This is a genomic window from Phytoactinopolyspora limicola (assembly GCF_011320225.1).
In the GTDB taxonomy this organism is placed as follows: Bacteria; Actinomycetota; Actinomycetes; order Jiangellales; family Jiangellaceae; genus Phytoactinopolyspora; species Phytoactinopolyspora limicola.
In genome coordinates this window covers 78,764-97,938 of sequence record NZ_JAAOEN010000007.1, presented here as the reverse complement: position 1 = coordinate 97,938, position 19,175 = coordinate 78,764, and the positions used below count along the sequence as shown (strand labels likewise).

General features: G+C 63.5%; 17 protein-coding genes. 15 read left to right on the top strand and 2 right to left on the bottom strand.

Annotation, left to right across the window (positions count from 1 at the left end; genetic code table 11):
* The first annotated feature begins 191 nt into the window (after window positions 1–191).
* Both G8760_RS17540 and G8760_RS17535 read left to right on the top strand, forming a co-directional pair.
* Entirely contained in the window at window positions 192–1,967 is a 1,776-nt protein-coding gene (locus G8760_RS17540) for an AAA family ATPase (protein WP_166353548.1), read from the top strand.
* Between the two features lies 1 nt (window position 1,968).
* The gene (locus G8760_RS17535; RefSeq protein WP_166353546.1) at window positions 1,969–3,777 is read left to right on the top strand and encodes an ATP-dependent helicase; all 1,809 of its coding nucleotides are present in this window, start codon (window positions 1,969–1,971) and stop codon (window positions 3,775–3,777) included.
* A gap of 214 nt (window positions 3,778–3,991) precedes the next feature.
* On the opposite strand, the gene G8760_RS17530 is transcribed toward G8760_RS17535, so the two are convergent.
* Entirely contained in the window at window positions 3,992–5,356 is a 1,365-nt protein-coding gene (locus tag G8760_RS17530) for a DUF6414 family protein (protein WP_166353544.1), read from the bottom strand.
* Entirely contained in the window at window positions 5,353–6,612 is a 1,260-nt protein-coding gene (locus G8760_RS17525; protein WP_166353542.1) for an ATP-binding protein, read from the bottom strand. The genes G8760_RS17530 and G8760_RS17525 overlap by 4 nt, the downstream gene beginning before the upstream one ends.
* Window positions 6,613–6,899: 287 nt before the next feature.
* Between G8760_RS17525 and G8760_RS17520 the strand changes: the two genes are divergently transcribed.
* From G8760_RS17520 to G8760_RS17460, 13 genes are all read left to right on the top strand, one after another.
* Window positions 6,900–7,772: a DUF2637 domain-containing protein gene (locus tag G8760_RS17520; RefSeq protein ID WP_166353540.1), complete on the top strand. Its 873-nt coding sequence runs from the start codon at window positions 6,900–6,902 to the stop codon at window positions 7,770–7,772.
* A gap of 404 nt (window positions 7,773–8,176) precedes the next feature.
* The gene (locus G8760_RS17515; protein WP_166353538.1) at window positions 8,177–8,749 is read left to right on the top strand and encodes an SAF domain-containing protein; all 573 of its coding nucleotides are present in this window, start codon (window positions 8,177–8,179) and stop codon (window positions 8,747–8,749) included.
* A complete protein-coding gene (locus tag G8760_RS17510; RefSeq protein ID WP_166353536.1) occupies window positions 8,746–9,540 on the top strand; it encodes a hypothetical protein in 795 nt (264 codons plus the stop codon). Before G8760_RS17515 ends, G8760_RS17510 begins: the two co-directional genes overlap by 4 nt.
* Window positions 9,537–11,048 carry a TadA family conjugal transfer-associated ATPase gene (locus G8760_RS17505; RefSeq protein ID WP_166353534.1) on the top strand — a complete coding sequence of 504 codons (1,512 nt, stop codon included), beginning with the start codon at window positions 9,537–9,539 and terminating at the stop codon, window positions 11,046–11,048. The genes G8760_RS17510 and G8760_RS17505 overlap by 4 nt, the downstream gene beginning before the upstream one ends.
* The gene (locus G8760_RS17500; protein WP_166353532.1) at window positions 11,045–11,935 is read left to right on the top strand and encodes a type II secretion system F family protein; all 891 of its coding nucleotides are present in this window, start codon (window positions 11,045–11,047) and stop codon (window positions 11,933–11,935) included. The genes G8760_RS17505 and G8760_RS17500 overlap by 4 nt, the downstream gene beginning before the upstream one ends.
* A gap of 248 nt (window positions 11,936–12,183) precedes the next feature.
* Complete coding sequence (locus tag G8760_RS17495; protein ID WP_166353530.1) at window positions 12,184–12,819, top strand: type II secretion system F family protein; 636 nt, start codon at window positions 12,184–12,186, stop codon at window positions 12,817–12,819.
* 72 nt (window positions 12,820–12,891) lie between these two features.
* On the top strand, window positions 12,892–13,098 hold the full coding sequence (locus tag G8760_RS17490) for a hypothetical protein (RefSeq protein ID WP_166353528.1): 207 nt from the start codon (window positions 12,892–12,894) through the stop codon (window positions 13,096–13,098).
* Between the two features lie 6 nt (window positions 13,099–13,104).
* A complete protein-coding gene (locus G8760_RS31155) occupies window positions 13,105–13,485 on the top strand; it encodes a TadE/TadG family type IV pilus assembly protein (protein ID WP_166353526.1) in 381 nt (126 codons plus the stop codon).
* The gene (locus tag G8760_RS17480; RefSeq protein ID WP_166353524.1) at window positions 13,482–13,919 is read left to right on the top strand and encodes a TadE/TadG family type IV pilus assembly protein; all 438 of its coding nucleotides are present in this window, start codon (window positions 13,482–13,484) and stop codon (window positions 13,917–13,919) included. The genes G8760_RS31155 and G8760_RS17480 overlap by 4 nt, the downstream gene beginning before the upstream one ends.
* Before the next feature lie 5 nt (window positions 13,920–13,924).
* Window positions 13,925–14,335: a pilus assembly protein TadG-related protein gene (locus G8760_RS17475; RefSeq protein ID WP_166353833.1), complete on the top strand. Its 411-nt coding sequence runs from the start codon at window positions 13,925–13,927 to the stop codon at window positions 14,333–14,335.
* A gap of 24 nt (window positions 14,336–14,359) precedes the next feature.
* Entirely contained in the window at window positions 14,360–14,989 is a 630-nt protein-coding gene (locus G8760_RS17470) for a hypothetical protein (RefSeq protein WP_166353522.1), read from the top strand.
* The gene (locus tag G8760_RS17465) at window positions 14,977–15,936 is read left to right on the top strand and encodes a hypothetical protein (protein WP_166353520.1); all 960 of its coding nucleotides are present in this window, start codon (window positions 14,977–14,979) and stop codon (window positions 15,934–15,936) included. The genes G8760_RS17470 and G8760_RS17465 overlap by 13 nt, the downstream gene beginning before the upstream one ends.
* Window positions 15,937–15,996: 60 nt before the next feature.
* Complete coding sequence (locus G8760_RS17460) at window positions 15,997–18,945, top strand: BTAD domain-containing putative transcriptional regulator (RefSeq protein WP_166353516.1); 2,949 nt, start codon at window positions 15,997–15,999, stop codon at window positions 18,943–18,945.
* Window positions 18,946–19,175 lie beyond the last annotated feature (230 nt).

The window sequence follows — 19,175 nt, the reverse complement described above, 5'->3', positions numbered from 1 at the left end:
CATGCGCTTTAGTGGGCCCGGACGTTTGGGGTGGACAATTGCCTCGTTCAGTCGGGTGGGGGCGCCTCGAGCCGTCGACAGGACACATGCTGGCGGGGGCATTCTCGGTTATCGGGACTGTTCTCGTACTCACACCCGCGGGAAGACCGTGTCAACAGGACCTCGGAGCCTTAAGGCGGTAGGTTCGAGTCATGACGCAACAGCCCACTGAACGGTCGCGCGAGTTTGCGTCGGTCTACGTCGAGCGTGTGACCATTCGCAACTTCCGAGGCGTTGCTGAATGTTCCGTTGAGTTGGAACCAGACCTGACTCTCCTGGTGGGGCGCAACAACGTCGGCAAGTCGCGCATCCTGAGCGCGATCCAGGTTGCGTTCGGGGGCCGTCCGGCCGATGTAGACGACTTCACGATCGGTAACAGCTCAGAGCCCGAGATTGACGTCGTCGTTGCACCTACGCCGCCTCGTTCGGATTCAAAAGAGGACACGTTCGACGATGCGATCGGTCGAAGGTTCGCTGGCATGAGCCAGACGATCAGGGAGGAGCCGTTCCGGGAGCGCATCGCTTGGCGTACTCGTATTCGGCGTTCCTCGGAGGGGACTGGAGCTCGGTCTGAAGCGTTCTTCCTGACCTTCAATGCAAGTACGGGCGGTTGGGTAGAGCAAAGAAATCCGTCCTCCCTTTCACGGGATCACCGTCAAGCTTTCGCAGTTGATCTAGTTAACACCGGACGAGACCTTATGGAGGAGCTCGGGAGACGTGGGTCGAGCATTCGGAAGGTGCTGAGCGACCTCGAGGTCAGGGACGGCGACCGCGAGTCGCTCGAAGCCCAGCTGTCGGCGTTGGGTCAAGAGATCGTGACGGGGAGTCAAACCCTGGCTTCGATTGCCGAGGCGCTCGGGCAGTTGAACCGCCTGATTGGCAGCATGGGATCGCCTGACTTGAATCCGCTTCCGATCAGGCTTGAGGAGCTCGCGCGGTCGATCTCAATCGACTTGAACAGCGGCACCGGGGCAATGCCCATTCGACTTCACGGCGCCGGCTCGCGGAGCCTCGCGTCGTTGCAGGTTCAAGGCGTTCTCTACGAACGTCGGCTCGGAAATGATGGGCCGCGAATTAGACCTCACCCCATTACCCTAATTGAGGAACCCGAAGCACATCTTCACCCACAAGCCAGTCTAGATCTCGCGGGCTTGCTGAGCGGCCTTCAGGGTCAGAAGGTTGTGAGCACCCATTCCTCACAACTGGTTACAGTAGTCGATCCTATGTGCATCCGGATCCTGCCTGGTGGACGGCCAGTTCTGCGCGTAGTCGACCTGGGTCCGGCTGACACCGACGCGGCAGCGACGCACCGAGCGTTCAGACCCAGCACGCACCAAGCTGAGATGGAGAAGTTGCGTCGGTTGGTGGAACGGCCCTTCGGAGAGCTGCTCTTCGCAAACGCGCTCGTCATCGGTGACGGTGCAAGCGAACGAGCATTTCTTCCGGTGATTCTCCGGCATGCCCTGAGAGACAAGGCACATGGAATTTGTGTCATCGATCCCGAGAGCATGAACGGCACGCTCGCTCAAGCGGCCGCAAAGTTTGCGAACATGATCGAGATGCCTTGGTTCCTTTTCGCAGACTCAGACGACGCGGGTCAAAAGGCGGTGAAGAGTCTGATCGAGAACCACGGTGGAAGCGACATGAACAAGGTCGTCTGGGCTGTCGGCGTTGACGAATCCGGCGAGCCACTAGTCGGAGGGTTCGAGCACATGCTTGTTAACTTCGACGAGGAACTCTGCCGCAAGACATGTGCGGACATCGACGTGACGGTGGGCACGTCTGACTCGGTCCTCGCTGCGATGAAGGGCCTGAAGGGCAGCGGCGGTGCGGCCTTTGCGAGCAGGTTGATTGAGGGCTACCCGTCAGTTTCTGACTGGCCGGAGTCGCTTCAAACGCTCGTTCGTCGCCTGGTCGCGGAGTTGTGAGATGGCAGAGCCGACCTTGAACGAGATCATTCCGAGTCCAGAACAGGCTGCCGCCATCGCTAGTGAGGATGCGGCCGTCATCGTTGTGGCGAGTGCTGGAAGCGGAAAAACAGAGGTCGTGGCAAGACGCGTCGAGCGACTGCTTGAGGGCCAGGCGGAGTCGCACAGTCGAGTTCTGACGGTGACGTACACCGTCAAAGCCGCTACAGAGCTACGGCATCGCCTCAGGACACGTCTGGGCAGTGCTTCTCGCAGAGTCGACACGGAAACGATTCACGGCTTTGCTCATTCGTTGCTGCGGCAGCACGGGACCAACATCGGTCTTCCTGCTGAGCCAGAGTTGCTCGTGCGCGACGAGGACCGTGCTGAACTGCTGAACCGGTGGCTGGACGACAACGGCATCGACGCTCCCGAAGACACGGTCGACACACTTCGAGCCTTGGACCTGGCTCGGTCCACCTGTACGACGTGTGAGTTTCTGGAGGAGTGGGAGCAGGCTCTTGAGAACGCGGGGGCGTTGGACTACCCAGGACTGCTCTCCGCTGCGGAGCGACTCCTCGAAGTGAAGTCAGTAAAGCGTCAGGTCGCCCGCGTCTACGAGCAGGTGATTGTTGACGAGGCCCAGAATCTGACCGCGGCGCAATACGGATTGCTGGTCGGCCTCATATCTGGGTCGGAGGGCGAGTTGACCATCCCGACGATGCTGGTTGGCGATGACAAACAGTCGATCGTGAGCTTCGCGGGCGCCGATCCGACGCTGATGCTCAAGTTCGCCGCAGAGTTCGGAGCAAGGAGATTCGATCTGACGGCCAACTTCCGTTCGGCAACGGCGATCGGACGAACAACAGAGGCGATCGCCGCTCAACTTGGTCATCCGAACCCTGCCGGGGAATACGCTGCTGAGGGCGAAGTGGCTTTTCGCGAGGCACCCGATGAGGCAGCCGAGGCTGACTTGGTTGCGGGATGGGTCGAAGGCCTTTTGTCCGGTGGCCTCAATCCGTCGAAACTCGCTCCGGATGAAACGGCGGCAATCGAGCCTGAGCAGATCGCGATCCTTGCACGGTCGGGCGGTGCGCTTCGGTTTGTCAGCACAGCGCTGAGCGGGCGAGGCGTCGAGTTTGTGTCGGCGAGCACCACAGGCGATTGGCTCTCAAGCGTACCGGGCCGCATCGCGATGGAGATCGTCTCTCTCCGGACATCTGCCGATCACCGGTCAACCCACTGGCAGCTCGGGCGCCTGTTGAACGTCTCCGAGGATCAGGCCTCGACACTCGACGCCCTGGCATCCGTACTGCGAGCACATGAAGACCCTGCGATCGCAGCGTTGGCTCCGTTGGCCGAAGTCGATCGAGTTGAGGATTTCACTCGGACGCTCGCAGATGTCGAACTTCCGGAGACGAGCACCCCAGACGAGTCGGCAGCTTGGGAATCCGACCTGGCCCTCCTTGACGAGGCATGGTCCCGCTTTGATGCCGAAGTCGACCGTGTTGCCGTCACATGGGGAAACTTCAAGCTGTTCTGCGCCAAGCAGCAGCGAGGGGACGAATTGGCTCCCGGCGTACGACTCCTAACGATTCACAAATCGCAGGGCCGTGAGTTCCGGGCTGTTGCTGTCGTCGGCCTGAATGACGGTCAGCTGCCTGACTTCAGAGCCACTTCCACCGAGAAACTAACGGCGGAGCTCCGGACGTTTTATGTCGCGATAAGCCGAGCCCGGCGCTCTCTTCTGTTGACCCGACCGCAGTCGCGTATGACCAGGTATGGGAGCCGAGCCTCGAACCCGTCGAGATTTCTCGAACTCGTCCGATAGCCGACGGCGTTCCCGTGAGTCATGGTCGCGCACGGACGGTCGTCAGATTAGCTTTCCGGTGTCTACGAGTGTACCATTCCGCCGCCTTGCGTCCGGGCTTGTCTACGCTCCATCCATACAACAATCATCGACGAGTCCCGTATTGCAACCCCAAGTAAAGCCGATGGCCCTTACAAAAAGGCGAGTGATCACAGGTTGCGTTCGCAGCGCGGCGTCACCAGTAGATCGCTACGAACTCGACCTCGAGAAGTTGCTGTTTTGAGTCGTCTTCTGCGGAGTTCTCTACCGCTGCTGCTTCGACCACAGGGAGTGCGGCCAGTACTCGGGCGAGGTTCTGGAAGGGTTCGCGTAGTTCGGCCACTAGGTCCCTGTCGATGGGCGCTAGGACGAGCGGCGCGCTCGACTCCACGGCTGCGACGACCCGGTCGAACGCGGCACGAGTGACGCGCACATCGCCGAGCTTCTCAATGTCCGCGACGCCCTGTGCTGCTTCATGTGCGGCCTGCTCCAGGGCGCTGTCGTCGAGTTCGCGGCCGGTGGCTCGGGCGAGTATTTGTCCGAAGGGGATGAGACCGTGGGTCTTCAGCACATCGGGGATCGGGGTTGCTAGTACTTCGACCCCTGCCTTGTGCACGCCTTCGAACGCGAGGGGGAGTTGCCTGATCTGGTCGCCGATGTCTTTGGAGATGGAGTCGAATACGTCCGCAATCTTGACCGGTGACCAGGCCGTGTCGAGACCAGATCTGGCGAGGCGCGCGTAGACGATGTACTCAGACCGGTCGAAGAGAACCCGGCGGGCGTCCTTCCAGTAGAGGGGTAGTTCGGTTACTCCGGCAACTGAGATCGGTTCGGATAGGGTGACCAGGGGACTTTCTGGTGCAATCATCGTGGTGTCGATGAGCCAGGACTCGTTCTCCAGGTCAAGTTGGACGTGGCTGGTGACGTTGGCGTTGATTGGTACGAGGTCTACAAGCATCTTGGGAAGCAAGTCGAGCATGGGTGCAATCTCAGCGAGTTGGAACTCACTGATTCCGAACACGGAGGATCGGCCCTTGATCATGTCGAGCATCGACGTGGCCGCGGCCGTGAACTGGTAGGTGCGGTCGGCGCTCAGTTCGACACGCAGTTCAACGACGTCTCCGCGCTTGAGGTCACTTACTCGGACTGCGCGTCGCTGCTTGGTGAGCTTCTCCAGGGCTCGGACCAGTTCAGCCTCCGTCTTGGCTTGCCGGGGCCGCTTCTGGGGCTGCTGATCTTCGATTGAGAGCTTCAGGTCTGAGTCGGTGATTCGCAGGCTACGGAAGGTCCCTTGTACGACAGCGCGTCGCACCACCTCTTGAGTGGTCGTCTTAGAGGACGTGGTCCGGGAGTTGAGACTCAGCCCAGGTGTGAGCGGGGTAGAGAGCTGGCTCCCTGCCTCTATGCCTGCGGTCTCGCTGTGGGTGTTCTTGAACGTCTCGGCGATCGACCCGTGCCGAGCGGCAACGAGGCTGGTGACGCTGACTTCATCGAGATAGACGAACTCGCGTCGTCGTTGTTCCCAGGTGCGCTTCCGTCGCCATCGCTGTCTCAGCCTCACACGCGGCCTTCCTGCCTGAGGGTGGTTTCGCGATTGAGTCTCGCGCGCGCCTGGCCCTCTCGGATATCTTCTGCGTTGAGGCTCTCTCGCCCGTCGAGCGCGGCTAGGACACCGGCTTCGGTCCAGATCATCGACATTTCTGCGGCCGTCCACCCTTCGGTCTCGTCGACAAGGGCCTTCAAATCTGCGTTGCCGGCTCCGCGGACTCGACGTGAGGAAGCGTCGAGGATGGCGAGTCGGTCTTCGCTGTCGGGGCGGCCGTTGAACTCGACCTTGAAGCTGAGTCTGCCGGGGCGCAAGAGCGCCGTGTCGAGCGCGCCAGGGAGGTTCGTTGCTGCGATGACCAGTACGCCCTTGCTGGAGTCAAAACCGTCGAGCACCGTCAGAAACTGGCCAACGAAGCGCGTGACATACTCGGGTGCATCGGCGCCTCGCCTGGAGACGATGCTGTCGAGTTCGTCGAAGAAGAGCATCGCGGGGGCATTCGCTGCTGCGTGCTCGAAGAGGTCTCGTAGGCGCTGTTCGCTTTCTCCGACCCATTTGTTGATGATCTCGGGGCCATCGATGAGGTAGAACTTGGCGCCGGCTTCGCGGCTGAGCGCGCGAGCGAGATGGGTCTTGCCTGTGCCGGAGGGGCCACTGAACAGGATGCCTTTCACGGGTTTCACCCCGATGCGGTCCATCAGTTGCCGAGGGTCGAGTGCTACGCGAACGAGGTCGAGTGCTCGGCCGACTAGGTCCGCGGAGCCACCGAAGTCAGACAGTTGAACGTCGATGTCGCGTGGTTCGACGAGCATGATTGACGGGTCGAGCCCGGGAGACTCGCGGTGTAGCCCATGTCGGTCAATAGGCTTTGAGGTGAGTACGGCTCCCGGTTCGCCTTCGGAGCTGAAAGAGACGGTTTGACCGGACTCGAACGGTGGTTCGATGCGTTGAGGAACGGCTGTCATCTTGCCGTTGACCTCAAGGATTGCAGTCTTCCGGTCATCGCTGATCTCTAGGACCGTCGCGATGTCTCTGCCCTGGTTCGGCCAGTAATCGTATGGAAGCTTCTCGAGCTCCTCCGATGCTGTGCTCTTTGGGATGTAGTAGACGTCGCCAGGTTCCGAGTTGGCGAGCGTCGGATGCCACAACCAACCCTGACCATCCGGAAGACGGTCGATATAGATGCGACTGGCATCTAGATCAACGCGCCGGACTCTGACGATCGCGCCGCTCGTGGGCGCGACAATATCGTCCGAGTCATGAATGCTCACGGCTACGACTCCCTGTTCGCGATAGAAATGTGGGCGGTACGGGTCGGAAAGCTAGCGTCCGTTCGAGGCCTCAACTCAGGGCTCGTCGGCCGGTTGGTACCGACAGATCCTGTCAGCATCATGCTGCGGCGAGCATACCCAAGGTCGCCGACCGCGAGTTCGGCTCTGGCAGGGGTTCCCGAGTCAGGGTCTGTCCGATGAGCGGTGTATCTGACACACCCGGTGTGCGTGGTGGGGCGTCTCCCTGACCGGATGTAGGGGTTGCTACGTCTGGAGGGAGCGGGTTTGTGCGCAGCACGGCGCCGGCCACATCGTTTGGAAGGCTACGGCGGGACTCTGAGGCGATCCGGCGGAATGTGCTCGTCGCGCTGTCCATCGCCGTAGTCACTCTTGGTGTGGCAGCGTTCAGCTTGTCATTTGATGCCCTCAGGGACCTGGCCGTTGCTTCCGGAATTGAGGAGCGCTTGGCGTGGATCTGGCCGTTGGTGGTGGACGGTTTCATTTGCGTGGCCACGGTCGCCGCGGTATTGCTGCGGCCTCGTGGGTGGCGTATCGCGTGGTATCCCTGGGTGACGCTTGCGATGGCGGCATCCGTGAGCGTTGCGGGCAACGCCCTGCATGCGGCGTCGCACGCTGACCTGTCACGGGTCTCGCTCTTGGTGGCGACGCTGGTCAGCGCCGTCCCGCCGGCGGCGCTGCTGTGTGCATCGCACATGCTCGTTGTGTTGCTTGCTCCTGCGGCCGAGCCGCGCCGGGGCCTGCGCGGAGACCGGCAGGCGTGGCGAGCCGTCGATGTGGGCGATGGGGTCCCTGGTGGCGGGGAGGATCACGGCGTCGTACGCGATGACCTTCCGGACTGGTCCGGCGGGACGGACGCCGTTCCACGCTCTCACCTGCGGACGAGTGAGACGCGGCGAGTGCGGCCCACCCTGGAAGACCTGGGCGTCTGGTTGCAAAGGGAACGCGATGCGGGTCGTGCGGTGACTGGAGCGATGGTGGCTGAACGCTATGGGGTATCGCCTTCTACGGGCCGGCGGTGGCTGCAAGCCGTAAGAGATGGCGAGTCCCATTTCGCCGAGCCGCCGGTAAGCCGGCGGTTCGTTGCCGCCGACGTTCGTTTGGCGGCCAATGCCAACGGAGCGCCGCCGGAGGCGTCGTGATGGACATGGTCCTGGAGCGCCGCGCGACGTCGGCTGAGCAGGCGTTGCGGTCCCAATTGGCCCCTTGCGGAATCGCGGCAGGCTGTGCAAGATCATTTAAGTGTCATGACAGTTGGAAGAACACGATCTTTCAACGGGTCATTGACCAGGTGTCTGGCGCTCAGGGAGGGGCGCCAGGCGGCTGAGGGGAGATACATGATGAGCCGGTGGGTGGATCGCATCTGCGGATTCGTCCCTCTTGTGCGGGCGAGCCAAGCGTGACGCCCCGGACGGCCGCGCATGATGTAGGTGATCAAGGCGTCGGTTCGGCACCCAACGGCCACGCCGCCTTCCTGGATGTTCGTGAGCGCGGAACGGCTGCACGAGTGCGGTACTCGCGACGGCGAGGACTCATTGGGCTGGGCGTGGCGCTTCTGGCCTTGGGCGGTGGTGGTGCTTATGTGCTCGCCGAACGGGCCAGCGACGCGGTCGAGGTGATCGCGATGATGGCGGATGTGCCGAGGGGTCATGTCATCAGCGAACATGACTTGACCACCGCTTCAGCGATGCCGGATCCGGCCTTGGCGCCGATTCCCGCCTCGCGCATTCCTGAGATCGTCGGTCAACGCGCCGCGGCTGACCTGTCGCGGGGGAGCCTGCTCACTGACGGGTCCGTGACGACTCAGATGCTGCCAGCGGCGGGTGAAACAGTTGTCGGGGTTGCCGTCACAGAGGCGCAGCTGCCAACTGAGCCAATTACTCCCGGCTCACGAGTGCGGATCTTCGATACACCGAATGCGGGAGATGACCCGCCGGACACGACGCCGGACTCGATCGCCGCGTCGGTTGTGAGTGTCACGAGCGAAGCCACGACCGGCCACATCGTCGTCAATGTTCTGGTTCGTAGCAACGTGGCCGGTGATCTTGTCGCGCGGGTTGCTACCGGTCGTGTCGGAATCGTCTTGGACTCGCTGGAGGACGGCGGTGACGGGTTGTGACGGTTCTGGCCTTGACGTCAACACGTGGCGCCCCGGGTGTGACGACGCTGGCACTTGCGTTGACGCTCGCGTGGCCGCGGCCTGCGCTGCTCGTGGAGGGCGATGTCTCGGGTAGCTCGAGCATTAATGCAGGTCACCTACGAGGTGAGGCCGAGCCGGCACCGAATATGGTCGATCTCGCCGTAGCGGCCCGGAACAATGCTCTGAACCTTTCCACCCTGCGCGGTGTCACACGAGAGTTGCCACTCGATTCAGACCGGCTGGTGCTACCAGGGCTGGCGAATTCCGCGCAACGCGCGACCCTGACGAAGGATTTCTGGGAGGAGCTGGCGGCTCTTCTCGTCACCTTGCCCAGCCACGGGATCGACGTTGTGATCGACGCCGGACGGGTCGGTATGCGCGAGGCGCCGAAGGCGCTGGTCGATCGGGCGACGTTGTGCGCGGTGGTCACGCGGAGCAAGCTCGACCACATCGTGTCTTTAGCGGCGAACGCGGCTGAACTCCGTGGTGACGCCGACGTGGCCAACGACCGGGTAGGTGCGATCGTTGTCGGCGAGGGTCAGCCGCATTCATCGAAAGACGTGGCCCGGGCCACCGGCCTACCTGTGTGGGCCACGGTTGCCTGGGATCCGGTCAATGCGGATCGGCTATCCGGCGGCAAGGAAATCACCAGCCGGACTCGTTTTGAGAAGTCGCCGCTGATGCGAAGCGTCCGATCGGCGATCAGCGAGCTGAACAATGTCGCCCAACGACGCGAGTACGTGCTCAACGGGCGAGGCGGCCGGCCATGACGACGACGCCGGGTACCGACATCACTGACCTGCCGATCTTGCGGCATGCGGCCACCGGGCACGGGACGGCCGGGCCCGGCGCACGTGATCTGGTCTCATCACTCGGCAATGGTGTCGGTTCCGGCCACGTCAATGGCTCTCGGACGCGACCACCAGACTCGAGCAAGCGGGCAAACGCCGCGCAGGGCAGCGATCCCGATTGGGCACAGATCCGAAGCTTCCGCCGGGTCGCGGCAGACCGGCTCGCGGATCGGCTGCGCGACAGCGACGGTGTGAGCGAAGAGCATCGGCGCAATGTGGCCCGGCAGATTGTCAGTGAGCTACTGGACGAACACGTCCGTGCCGCCTACCAGGCAGGGGATCAGAGCATCACCCCTGACAGCCAGGCCGCAATGGAGAAGGCGATCTTCGACGCGCTGCTCGGACTGGGCAGATTGCAGCCCTTGGTTGACGATCCGGAACTGGAGAACATCGAGGTATTCGGTTGCGAGAAGGTCGTCACCCTGGACCAGTACGGGCGAGTGGAGGAGCTCCCGCCGGTTGCCGACAGTGAAGAAGAACTGCGCGAGATGGTGGCGAATCTCGCCAGCCACGGCGGCACGACGGAACGGACATTCACCGAGAACAGTCCGATCCTGCATCTGAATCTGCACGGCGGGCACCGGCTGGCAGCAATCGGATGGCTCGCTACCCAGACCGTGATCAACATCCGGCGGCACCGGTTGATCAACGTCACCATTGACGAGCTCGTCGGCGAATATCACACGTTGACCCCGGAGCTCGCTGCATTCCTTTGCGCCGCAGTGCAGGCGCGGCGGAGCATCTTGGTCGCGGGGGAACCGAACACAGGCAAAACCACCCTGCTGCGAGCACTCACTCAAGTGATTGATCCGGGTGAAAAGATCGCCACCTTCGAGACCGAGCACGAGCTCCATCTCGATGAGCTGCGTTCCTCCAGCATCCGCCGCCCGATCGCGTTGGCCGCGCGGCCGGGAAGTGGTGAGCAGGGGCCGGACGGACGTCCGGTTGGCGAGGTCACCCTGGACGACCTCCTCGAGGCTGCGCTGAGGCTGAATCTTGACCGGATGCTGGTGGGCGAGATCCGCGGGCCTGAGGCATTGCCCATGCTCAAGGTGGCTCAAGCCGGGGCGGGTTCGCTGTCCACCATTCACGCTCGCAATGCCCGAGACGCCATTGAGCGGCTTGCCACCTGCCTTCTGGAAGCTGGTCCACACATAACCGACGTGCTGGCATATCGGCTGTTGGCACACCATGTCGACCTGATCGTGCATATCAAGCTCCGCGCCAGCCGTGGCGGCGATGGGCAGGTCAAGCAACGCCGCTACGTGGACGAGGTCATCGCACTGGAACCCGGCGAGCGGGGCATGCCAGCCGTCACCGATGTGTTCACCGCTGGCCCGAACGGTGTGGCCATGCCCGGCACACCGCCGCCCTGGATCGGTGAACTGGCTGATCATGGCTACCGGCCTTCCCAGGAATGGCCATGAACCCACCGGTAGCTGCGCTTCTCGCTGTCACGGCCTTGGGCGGCTTGTGGCTGATTGTTGCCGGGCTCGTTCCGGTGCCTGAGAGCGACGTTGCACGTGGTCGGGACCGCCTGCATCGACGATTGCGGGCGGCGCGCGGCCAAACACCTGCCCAGCGTCGCCGACGAGCCCTGCTCGGGGCGGGATGCGGCGCCGGTGTATTGATCTGGTTGCTGACCGGCTGGCTCCTTGCCGTCCCTGCGGTCCCAGCAGCGATCGTCGGCTTGCCGGTGCTACTGCAGACTTCTGCGGACAAACAGCAGATCGCCCGCCTTGAGGCAATGAGCGCATGGACGCGTGATCTTGCAGGCGTGATCGGTGCGGGCATTGGCATCGAGCAAGCCATCCGAACGAGCCTGGCCACGGTTCCGCCACCCATCCGAACCGAGGTTGGGCGGCTGGTAGCCCGGATTCAGGCCCGCTGGGAGACTCCCGACGCACTTCGTGCGTGGGCAGACGACATCGACGACGCGACCGGCGATCTCATCGCGTCCGCGCTTATCCTCGGCGCACAACGACGTGGCGCCCAGTTGGCCAAGGTTCTGACCGGGTTGGCGGACACCGTCGCCGACGACGTACGCATGCGACGCAACGTGGCCGCCGAACAAGCCAAGCCACGCGCCAATGTACGCGTGATCACGCTCATCACTGTCTGCGGCCTGGCGTTCCTCTTCATGACCCCGTACTCCGAGCCGTACGGCAGCACGTTGGGCCAAGCCGTCCTTGCGGTGTACCTCAGCCTGTACGTCGGCTGCTTGATGTGGTTGCGAAGCATCACCCGCACGCCGCGGCAGACTCGCATCCTCGATCTGGACGCTCGCCAGGCCGTCGGGGGTGGACCTTCGTGATGACTCAGATGACCATCGCTGCCGGCCTCGTGGCCGGGCTCGGAGCGCTCATAGTTGTCCGGGAAATGCGACCGAGGTATCCGCATCCCGTCCACACCGCGACCAAGCTGACCAACACACACCGGATCGCGCCGCTGGCAAGGAGCGCTGGCGTCTCGATACCCGAACGCCTCGGCGGCGCCTTGTTGAGACGGGGGTGGTCGTCAACGCTGATGCGCATACCACATCGCGATTTATCCCTGTTGGGAATGAGCGTGAGCCGGTTCCTCGGGGAACGCGCCATTCTGGCGATGCTGGGCTTGGCGTCCCCGACTGCGGCCGCGCTGGCGGCGTCCGTGGTGGGCTGGACACCGCCCGTCGTCGTACCCGCAGTGTTCAGCCTTGCCGCCGCGGCCGGACTTTCCCTCATCCCGTATGTCATGGTGGCGAACCAGGCCAACCGTGCCAGAGCAGAGTTCGCGCGGGCGATGACCTGTTTCGTCGATCTCGTCGCGCTTGAACGCGCGGGCGGCGCCGGTCCTGTCCAAGCGCTCGAACACGCGGCGAGCGTGGGCGATTCATGGGTATTTCGCAGGCTGCGAGACGAACTTGCACGTGCTAGATACCGCGGCACACCAGCGTGGGAGGCGCTTCGACACGTCGGGGAGGAGCTTCGCCTGCCCGAACTGGTCAAGGTCGGTGACGTCATGAAACTCGCCGGTGTCGAGGGCGCAACCGTCTACGGCAACCTGCGTGCGCGTGCCCAAGACATGCGGGCCGAGTTGCTGGCTCACGACAAGGCTCAAGCCGGTGTCCGTACCGAACGCGCGACGGCCCCCGTTGCGGTGACCTCGATCGTATTTCTGCTCATCATCGCTACCCCGATGGCGCTCGCCATCCAATAGCCCCGAAACACCGACACGAGAGGTACGCCAACAACCGACATCACTAAACACCGCACCGAGGGGACGATCTTCATGACCGACTTCATCTTGACCGTCACAACCCGGATCGCTGAAATCGGCGCACGCATAAGCGACCGGATGGCGACCACACAACGAGAGAAGGGCGCGTCCGCGCTCGAATACGTGATCGTCGCAGCCATCCTCTTCCCCATCGTGGTGGCGGCGGCCCTATGGATTGGCGGCGTGATCACTAGCCGTTCCGCAGAGATCCAACCGTAAACGGCCATGACCTTTCGACGGCGGGAACGCGGTGCGATCGCTCTGGAATCAGTGATCATCTGGCCCACGGTCATTCTCGCGCTTGTGGCTGTCATGCAGGGAGCGCTGTGGTTCCACGCCCGTAACGTGGCGTTAGGCGCAGCCCAGGAAGGCGCTCGCGCGGCGTCGGCCGAGTCCCGAGGCGACGGGGCGGCCCGCGCTGCGTCGTTTATCGCCGACGCCGGCGGGACATCGGTGATGACGGTCAAGAGCGTCACACAAAGCGACGACGCAACGACGACAACAGTGACGGTGACTGGTCGCGCCCCATCCCTCGTCCCCGGCTTGTCCGGCCCACAGGTCAGGCAGAGTTCAACGGCTCCCTTGAAGGGGTGGACGACGCGATGAGCCGCCGACGACTTCAGCCGTTGCGCGCGGAGCGGGGATCGGTCGCCCTGGAATGGGCCGTTTGGATTCCTGGGGTGCTCCTGGTCATCGCCGTGATCGCACTGGCCGGTCGAGTCACCACGACGGCTGGGGCGGTTGAACAGGCAGCCAACGACGCAGCTCGGGCAGCCTCCATCGCGCGCACGCCTTCAGAAGCGGTCACCGAAGCGCACGTCACCGGGCAGATGTCGTTAACCGACCAGGGGATCGACTGCCTGGCCCTGGGGATGGACGTGGACACGTCGGGATTCCACCGTCCGGCTGGTCAGCACGCTACTGTCGCGGTCACCATTACCTGCCCGATCCGGGTCATGGACCTACCGATCCCCGGCATCACCGAACGGGTAGCCACCTCGACCGGTACCAGCCCCATCGACACCTACCGGCAGCGGTGACCACCATGACCAGACAAACACGAACACGGTCCGCAGAACGCGGCTCGGTCAGCCTTGCGCTTACCGTTCTCGCCATCGCGCTGATCGCGCTCATCGGCCTTGTCCACGACGGCGGCCTGAAGGTGCGAGCCATGCAACGTGCCGACAACGCGGCCGCCGAAGCCGCACGCGCTGCTGGGCAACACATCACCGGCAATGATCTGCTCGGCGACACGGGACTTGATCGCCCAGCGGCAACCGCCGCCGCGCGCAGCTACCTTAAGCAAGCTGGCGTTCACGGAACAGTCGCCATACGCGGTGACGCGATCACAGTGACCACCCACACCACCGAGCCGACAGTATGGCTGTCGATCATCGGCATCTCCTCCGTAACGGGACGAGGCGAGGCGACGGTGCGGATCGCTGAGGACTTATGAACGCACGATGGAACGGAGAACAATATGAGCCTGCGGACTGTCGTCCTGGCGCTGGTGTGGTCGATCGGTGTAGTCCTGGCTGGCTGCGCACAGGGAGACGACGACGCAGCGGCAGAGCCAACCGACGAGCCGACAGATGAGCAGGTCAAGGTGACCACACCGGCGCTCACAGCACCCCCGACCACCTCGCCGGAGGACGAGGCAGAACGACAAATCAAGGATGTGCTCGAGGACTTCGTCGCCGACTGGGACAACTACCGAGCGACAACCAGCGACTATGCAGCAGACGACGACGGGCAATGGGTCGTCGACCTCGTCGATTCTTGGCCGCTTGACCTCGACGCCTACAACCTTCTCTTGGACTGGGCCGGCCGTTGGAGCACTGCAGGCCTGGAACTGCGCGGCGAGTCGAGGATCATGAGCCACGACGTCGTTTCCATTGGGGCCGATGACGGCGGTGAACCAGGGCATGCGGAGTCAGAGGCATGCCTGGACATGACCGAGCTGGAGCCATTCGACTACGACGGGCAGGCCGTCGTCGTCGATGATGCCACCCAGTACCAGGTATGGGCCATCGCCTGGGCCAACGTCCCGGACGCGGGTTGGACGTTGATAGACATCGAAGTCACTGTGGACGAGCCGTGCGAGGCTTGATCGTGGCCCTGACGGTGGCATCAATCGCGGTCATAGGGCACACCGCTCATGCAGCCGAGGAATCTTCGACTGAGTACGGGTGTGAAGACGGGCAGTACTACAACGGGTTCCAATGCGTGCCCGAGGACGACGAGGAACAAGAAACCACGGGCTGCAATCAAAACGAGCCCACGGTCCCGGACATCCCGTGCACCGGCCCCTTCGGCCCGTTCGACCCGTCACTTGATCGGTACGTGCGGCCGGTTCCCGACAACGAGATCGGGCGCTACGCACCGGATGGCATCTACGGCTGCCCAGGTTGTCTTCACGACGGCCTATGGGAGAACTACCCCGACGGTTGGATCTATCAGCTGTACATGCATATAGGCCACAACACCGGAACACCCTCGCCGTACCAGCTCGATCGGGTGGTGTGGCTGGGAGAGCCACCTGGACTGCCGCCCGTCGACCCAGCCGTGCTGGCCCAGCAGATCCTCGACGACATGGACCTGGAGCCCGTGGACGTCGGCGTAGCGCCGCGGCCGATCGACGAGGACCCCGAGTCAATGGGCCTCGTTGGGGCTCCCGTATGGATGTGGGTCGTCGATCCGTCTCCGCAGACCTGGGGCCCCATCACCGACTCAGCGTCGGAGCGGGGTACCACGGTGACGGTGACAGCTGCGGTTGAGGATGCCGAATGGGATATGGGCGATGGCCGCAGCCACGTATGTACCGAGCCGGGAACACCATATGAGGCACGAATGGGCGTGCGCGACTCGCCGACGTGCGGCCATCGCTACGAACAGACCAGCGGTTCGAAGCCAGACCAGGCCTACGTGGTTAGCGTGACGACCCGGTGGATCGCTACGTGGGAATCGTCCAGCGGCGAGACCGGGGAGCTCGATGTCGATCCGCTGACTTCCACCGCGCGAATCCGAATCGGCGAGCGGCAACTCATCGAACAGTGAGCCGCGCAACGGCAAACCCATCGAGATTCTCGCCAGGCGACAGGGAGGTGCCACGTGCGCATGACCGGCTCGGGCCAACACGCGCGCGGATCTGAAGTCCTGCGTGGCCTTCTGGCCCTGTTCGTTCTGTCATCCACGCTGGGCGCCATCCCGTACGGCTTGTGGCGGATCGGCGGACGGCCCTGGCCATCCGAGATCCCGAACCTCGACGAGGTCACCACTGCCCTGACAAGGCCGGATGACGGGTCTATGTTCATCTCCGCCCTGTTGATCGCCGGATGGATCGGATGGGCGGCGTTCGCCCTCGCCGTACTGGTCGAGGTACCAGCTGCGCTGCGGGGAGTGCGAGCGCCGAAGATACCCGCGCTGGGCGCCCAGCAACGCGTTGCTGCGCTGCTGGTCTCTGCGGTGCTGGGGATGCTTGCCGTCGGCCCAGCCGCCATGGCCGGGTCACCATCGGCGGCGACCACCATGCTTGTCGCGGCGGACGACTGGCGGCCCGTCCCGCCGGTCCCGCCCGCCGAGCTCGAAACTGAACCACCTGTGCGCGACGCACCACTCGACGAGAGCGAGAATTCAGACGGTACCGGCCCGGAAACCGACACCCACGATTTGGAGGAGGCTGATCAGTCGATACATCGGGTAGAACGTGGTGACACGCTCTGGGACATCGCCGGCGACCAACTCGACGATCCGACCCGATGGCCAGAGATCGCAGAAGCTTCCGCCGACACAATCCAGCCGGACGGTCGCCGGCTGACCAACCCGGACCTGATCTATCCCGGATGGAATCTCACCGTGCCGATCGAGGTATCAGACCTGGGCCAGCACGTACCCGACACCGGTGAGGCCACCACCAGTGGTGACGACATGGTCGGCAGCGACGATGGGACTCCCTCGGCGAGTGTTACCGACGCCCGACCGCCGGTCGAGCCGCAGCCGACGATGGCGGCACGGGCAGAAGACTGTGAAGACTCAGCGCCGGACGAACTCTCCCCGGACGAACTCTCCCCGGACGAACTCTCGCAGGCCGGACATGGCGAGGAAACTGATGCCGACTCAGATGTGTTGGGCGTCGTTCGAACCACGGCGGGAGTTGGTGCGTTGCTCGCCGCGGGTGTCATTGCTCTTCTCACGACGCGCCGCGCGTTGCGACAGCGGCACCGAAAGGCCGGCCAACGGCTCGTCCCACCGGGACCCGCGGGCACGGCTGCCGAGATCGAGCTGCGCCACGTCGCGGACCCCATGAGTCTCGACTTCATCAATCGAGCACTGCGCATGCTCGCCCGCGATCTTGCTCAGCAACACCGAGCTCCGCCGACAGTCCGCGCAGCACGTCTAGCCCACGACCAGTTCGAACTTCACCTAGTTACACCGGCGAAGGCACCAGAGCCCTGGATCAGCACCGACGACGACACAGTCTGGATGCTCACACCTGACGTGGTCGGCTCTCTTGTCGCGGACGAGGCTGAGCACTGGCCAGCCCCATATCCGGGCCTGGTCACCATCGGCCACGATGCCGACGATGCGCACATCCTGCTTGATCTCGAACACATCGGGATGCTGCACGTGAGCGGCAATGACGACAACGTGCGAGCGTTCATGACGGCCTTGGCTGCCGAGTATGCAACCTCCGGCCTCGCCGACGACGTCCAAATCACGCTCGTCGATCACGCCGGCTCACAGCCACTGCAAACGGGCCGTACGAGGCGAGTCGACCCTCAAGATGTGGACATCCTCGTGCAAGAACTCACGGCTCGGGCTCACATCAACCGAACTCTTGTTCAGGAGAGCGGCGCATCCAGCCTCACCGAGGCACGGACCAGGTTAGAGGGAGAGTGGACCCCGGAGATCGTCCTCGTGGCCACGCAGCTAAACGATCAGCATTGGACACAACTCGCGCGGCTGAGCGGTCAGAGAGCCCATGCCGCCATCGCCGTCGTGACCAACGATTCGACCCGCAGAGGCGAATGGTCCGTTCGAGTGGCAAGCGCCGACGAAGCGATCCTGGAGCCCTGGGGAATCACCCTGCGGCCGCAACAGATGAACCGCGTCACCCAGCAACGGGTCACCGACCTCATCGCTTCTGCTGACGCTGAACCGGCCGGGGCAGCGAAGGCAGAGCTTGGGCTGCACGAAATACCGCTAGACGAGCGCGAATACCCCGCCGATCTCACTGTCCACTTGAGTGGAAGCGAGCAGGAGTCCGGTAGAACACCAAGGCTCCCACAGCCATCCGGCATGACGGCGGCTCGCGTCGAGCACCCTCGCATCCTGCTGCTGGGCGAACCAGACGTCATCGGCGCTGTTGGCCCACTTGACCCGAGCAAGAGGGGACAGGCAGTGCAGGTCGCCGCGTACCTGGTGTTGCGGCCGGGGCGCCGTGGTGTGGCCATGGACGAGGCCATCTGGCCCGGACGTCGGCAAGCCAGCGCTACCCGCGCTACCGCGGTGTCAACACTTCGGCGGTGGCTCGGCGCGCACCCATCTGGGCAGGCATATCTACCTCCGACAACCAGCACGTACGAGCTGCATCCGGCGGTCCGTTCGGACTGGGACGACTGGCGCGAGCTGCTGCGCGACGGACCGCAAACGACGAGCACCGGGAATCTGGAGCGAGCGGTGGAGCTTGTGCGGGCACGGCCCTTGTCCGGGGTACGTAGTGGCTCGTACGCGTGGGCAGACATGCACGTGCAGGAGATGATCGCCGAGATTGTCGACGTCTGCCACGAGCTGGCCGAGCGCGCCCTGCGGAACGGTGACTTTCGAGGTGCGCAACGTGCAGCACTTCGCGGTCTAGAGATCGAACCGGGTTGTGAACTGCTGTGGCGAGATCGCCTCAAAGCTGAGATGCGCCTCGGTACCCGCGCCAGTGTTCTGGCCCTCATAGCCAAGCTGCGCGACCTCGCGGACGAATTGGGCGGCGACTTGGAGGATGAGAGCGTCGCGTTGATTGAGGAAATCGAACGATCAAGCACAGTGACGTCACACACCCAGGCAAGGAGCTGATTGCGGAGGACATGTGCGCGCATAAGGGATTCCCAGGTAACGAGGGCGCCACGAAGGTTCAGGGGTGCGACGCTTTGGGGATTGAGGAGCGTGGTCATGGCAGCTGCGTTGACTGTTGACGAGTTCAGAACTCTTCCAGCCGCCGTGCCTTTGGTGGACGCCGGGAGGGCCGTCGGACTTGGGCAACCGAAGACTCACGAGCTAGCACGCGCCGGAGAGTTCCCCGTGCC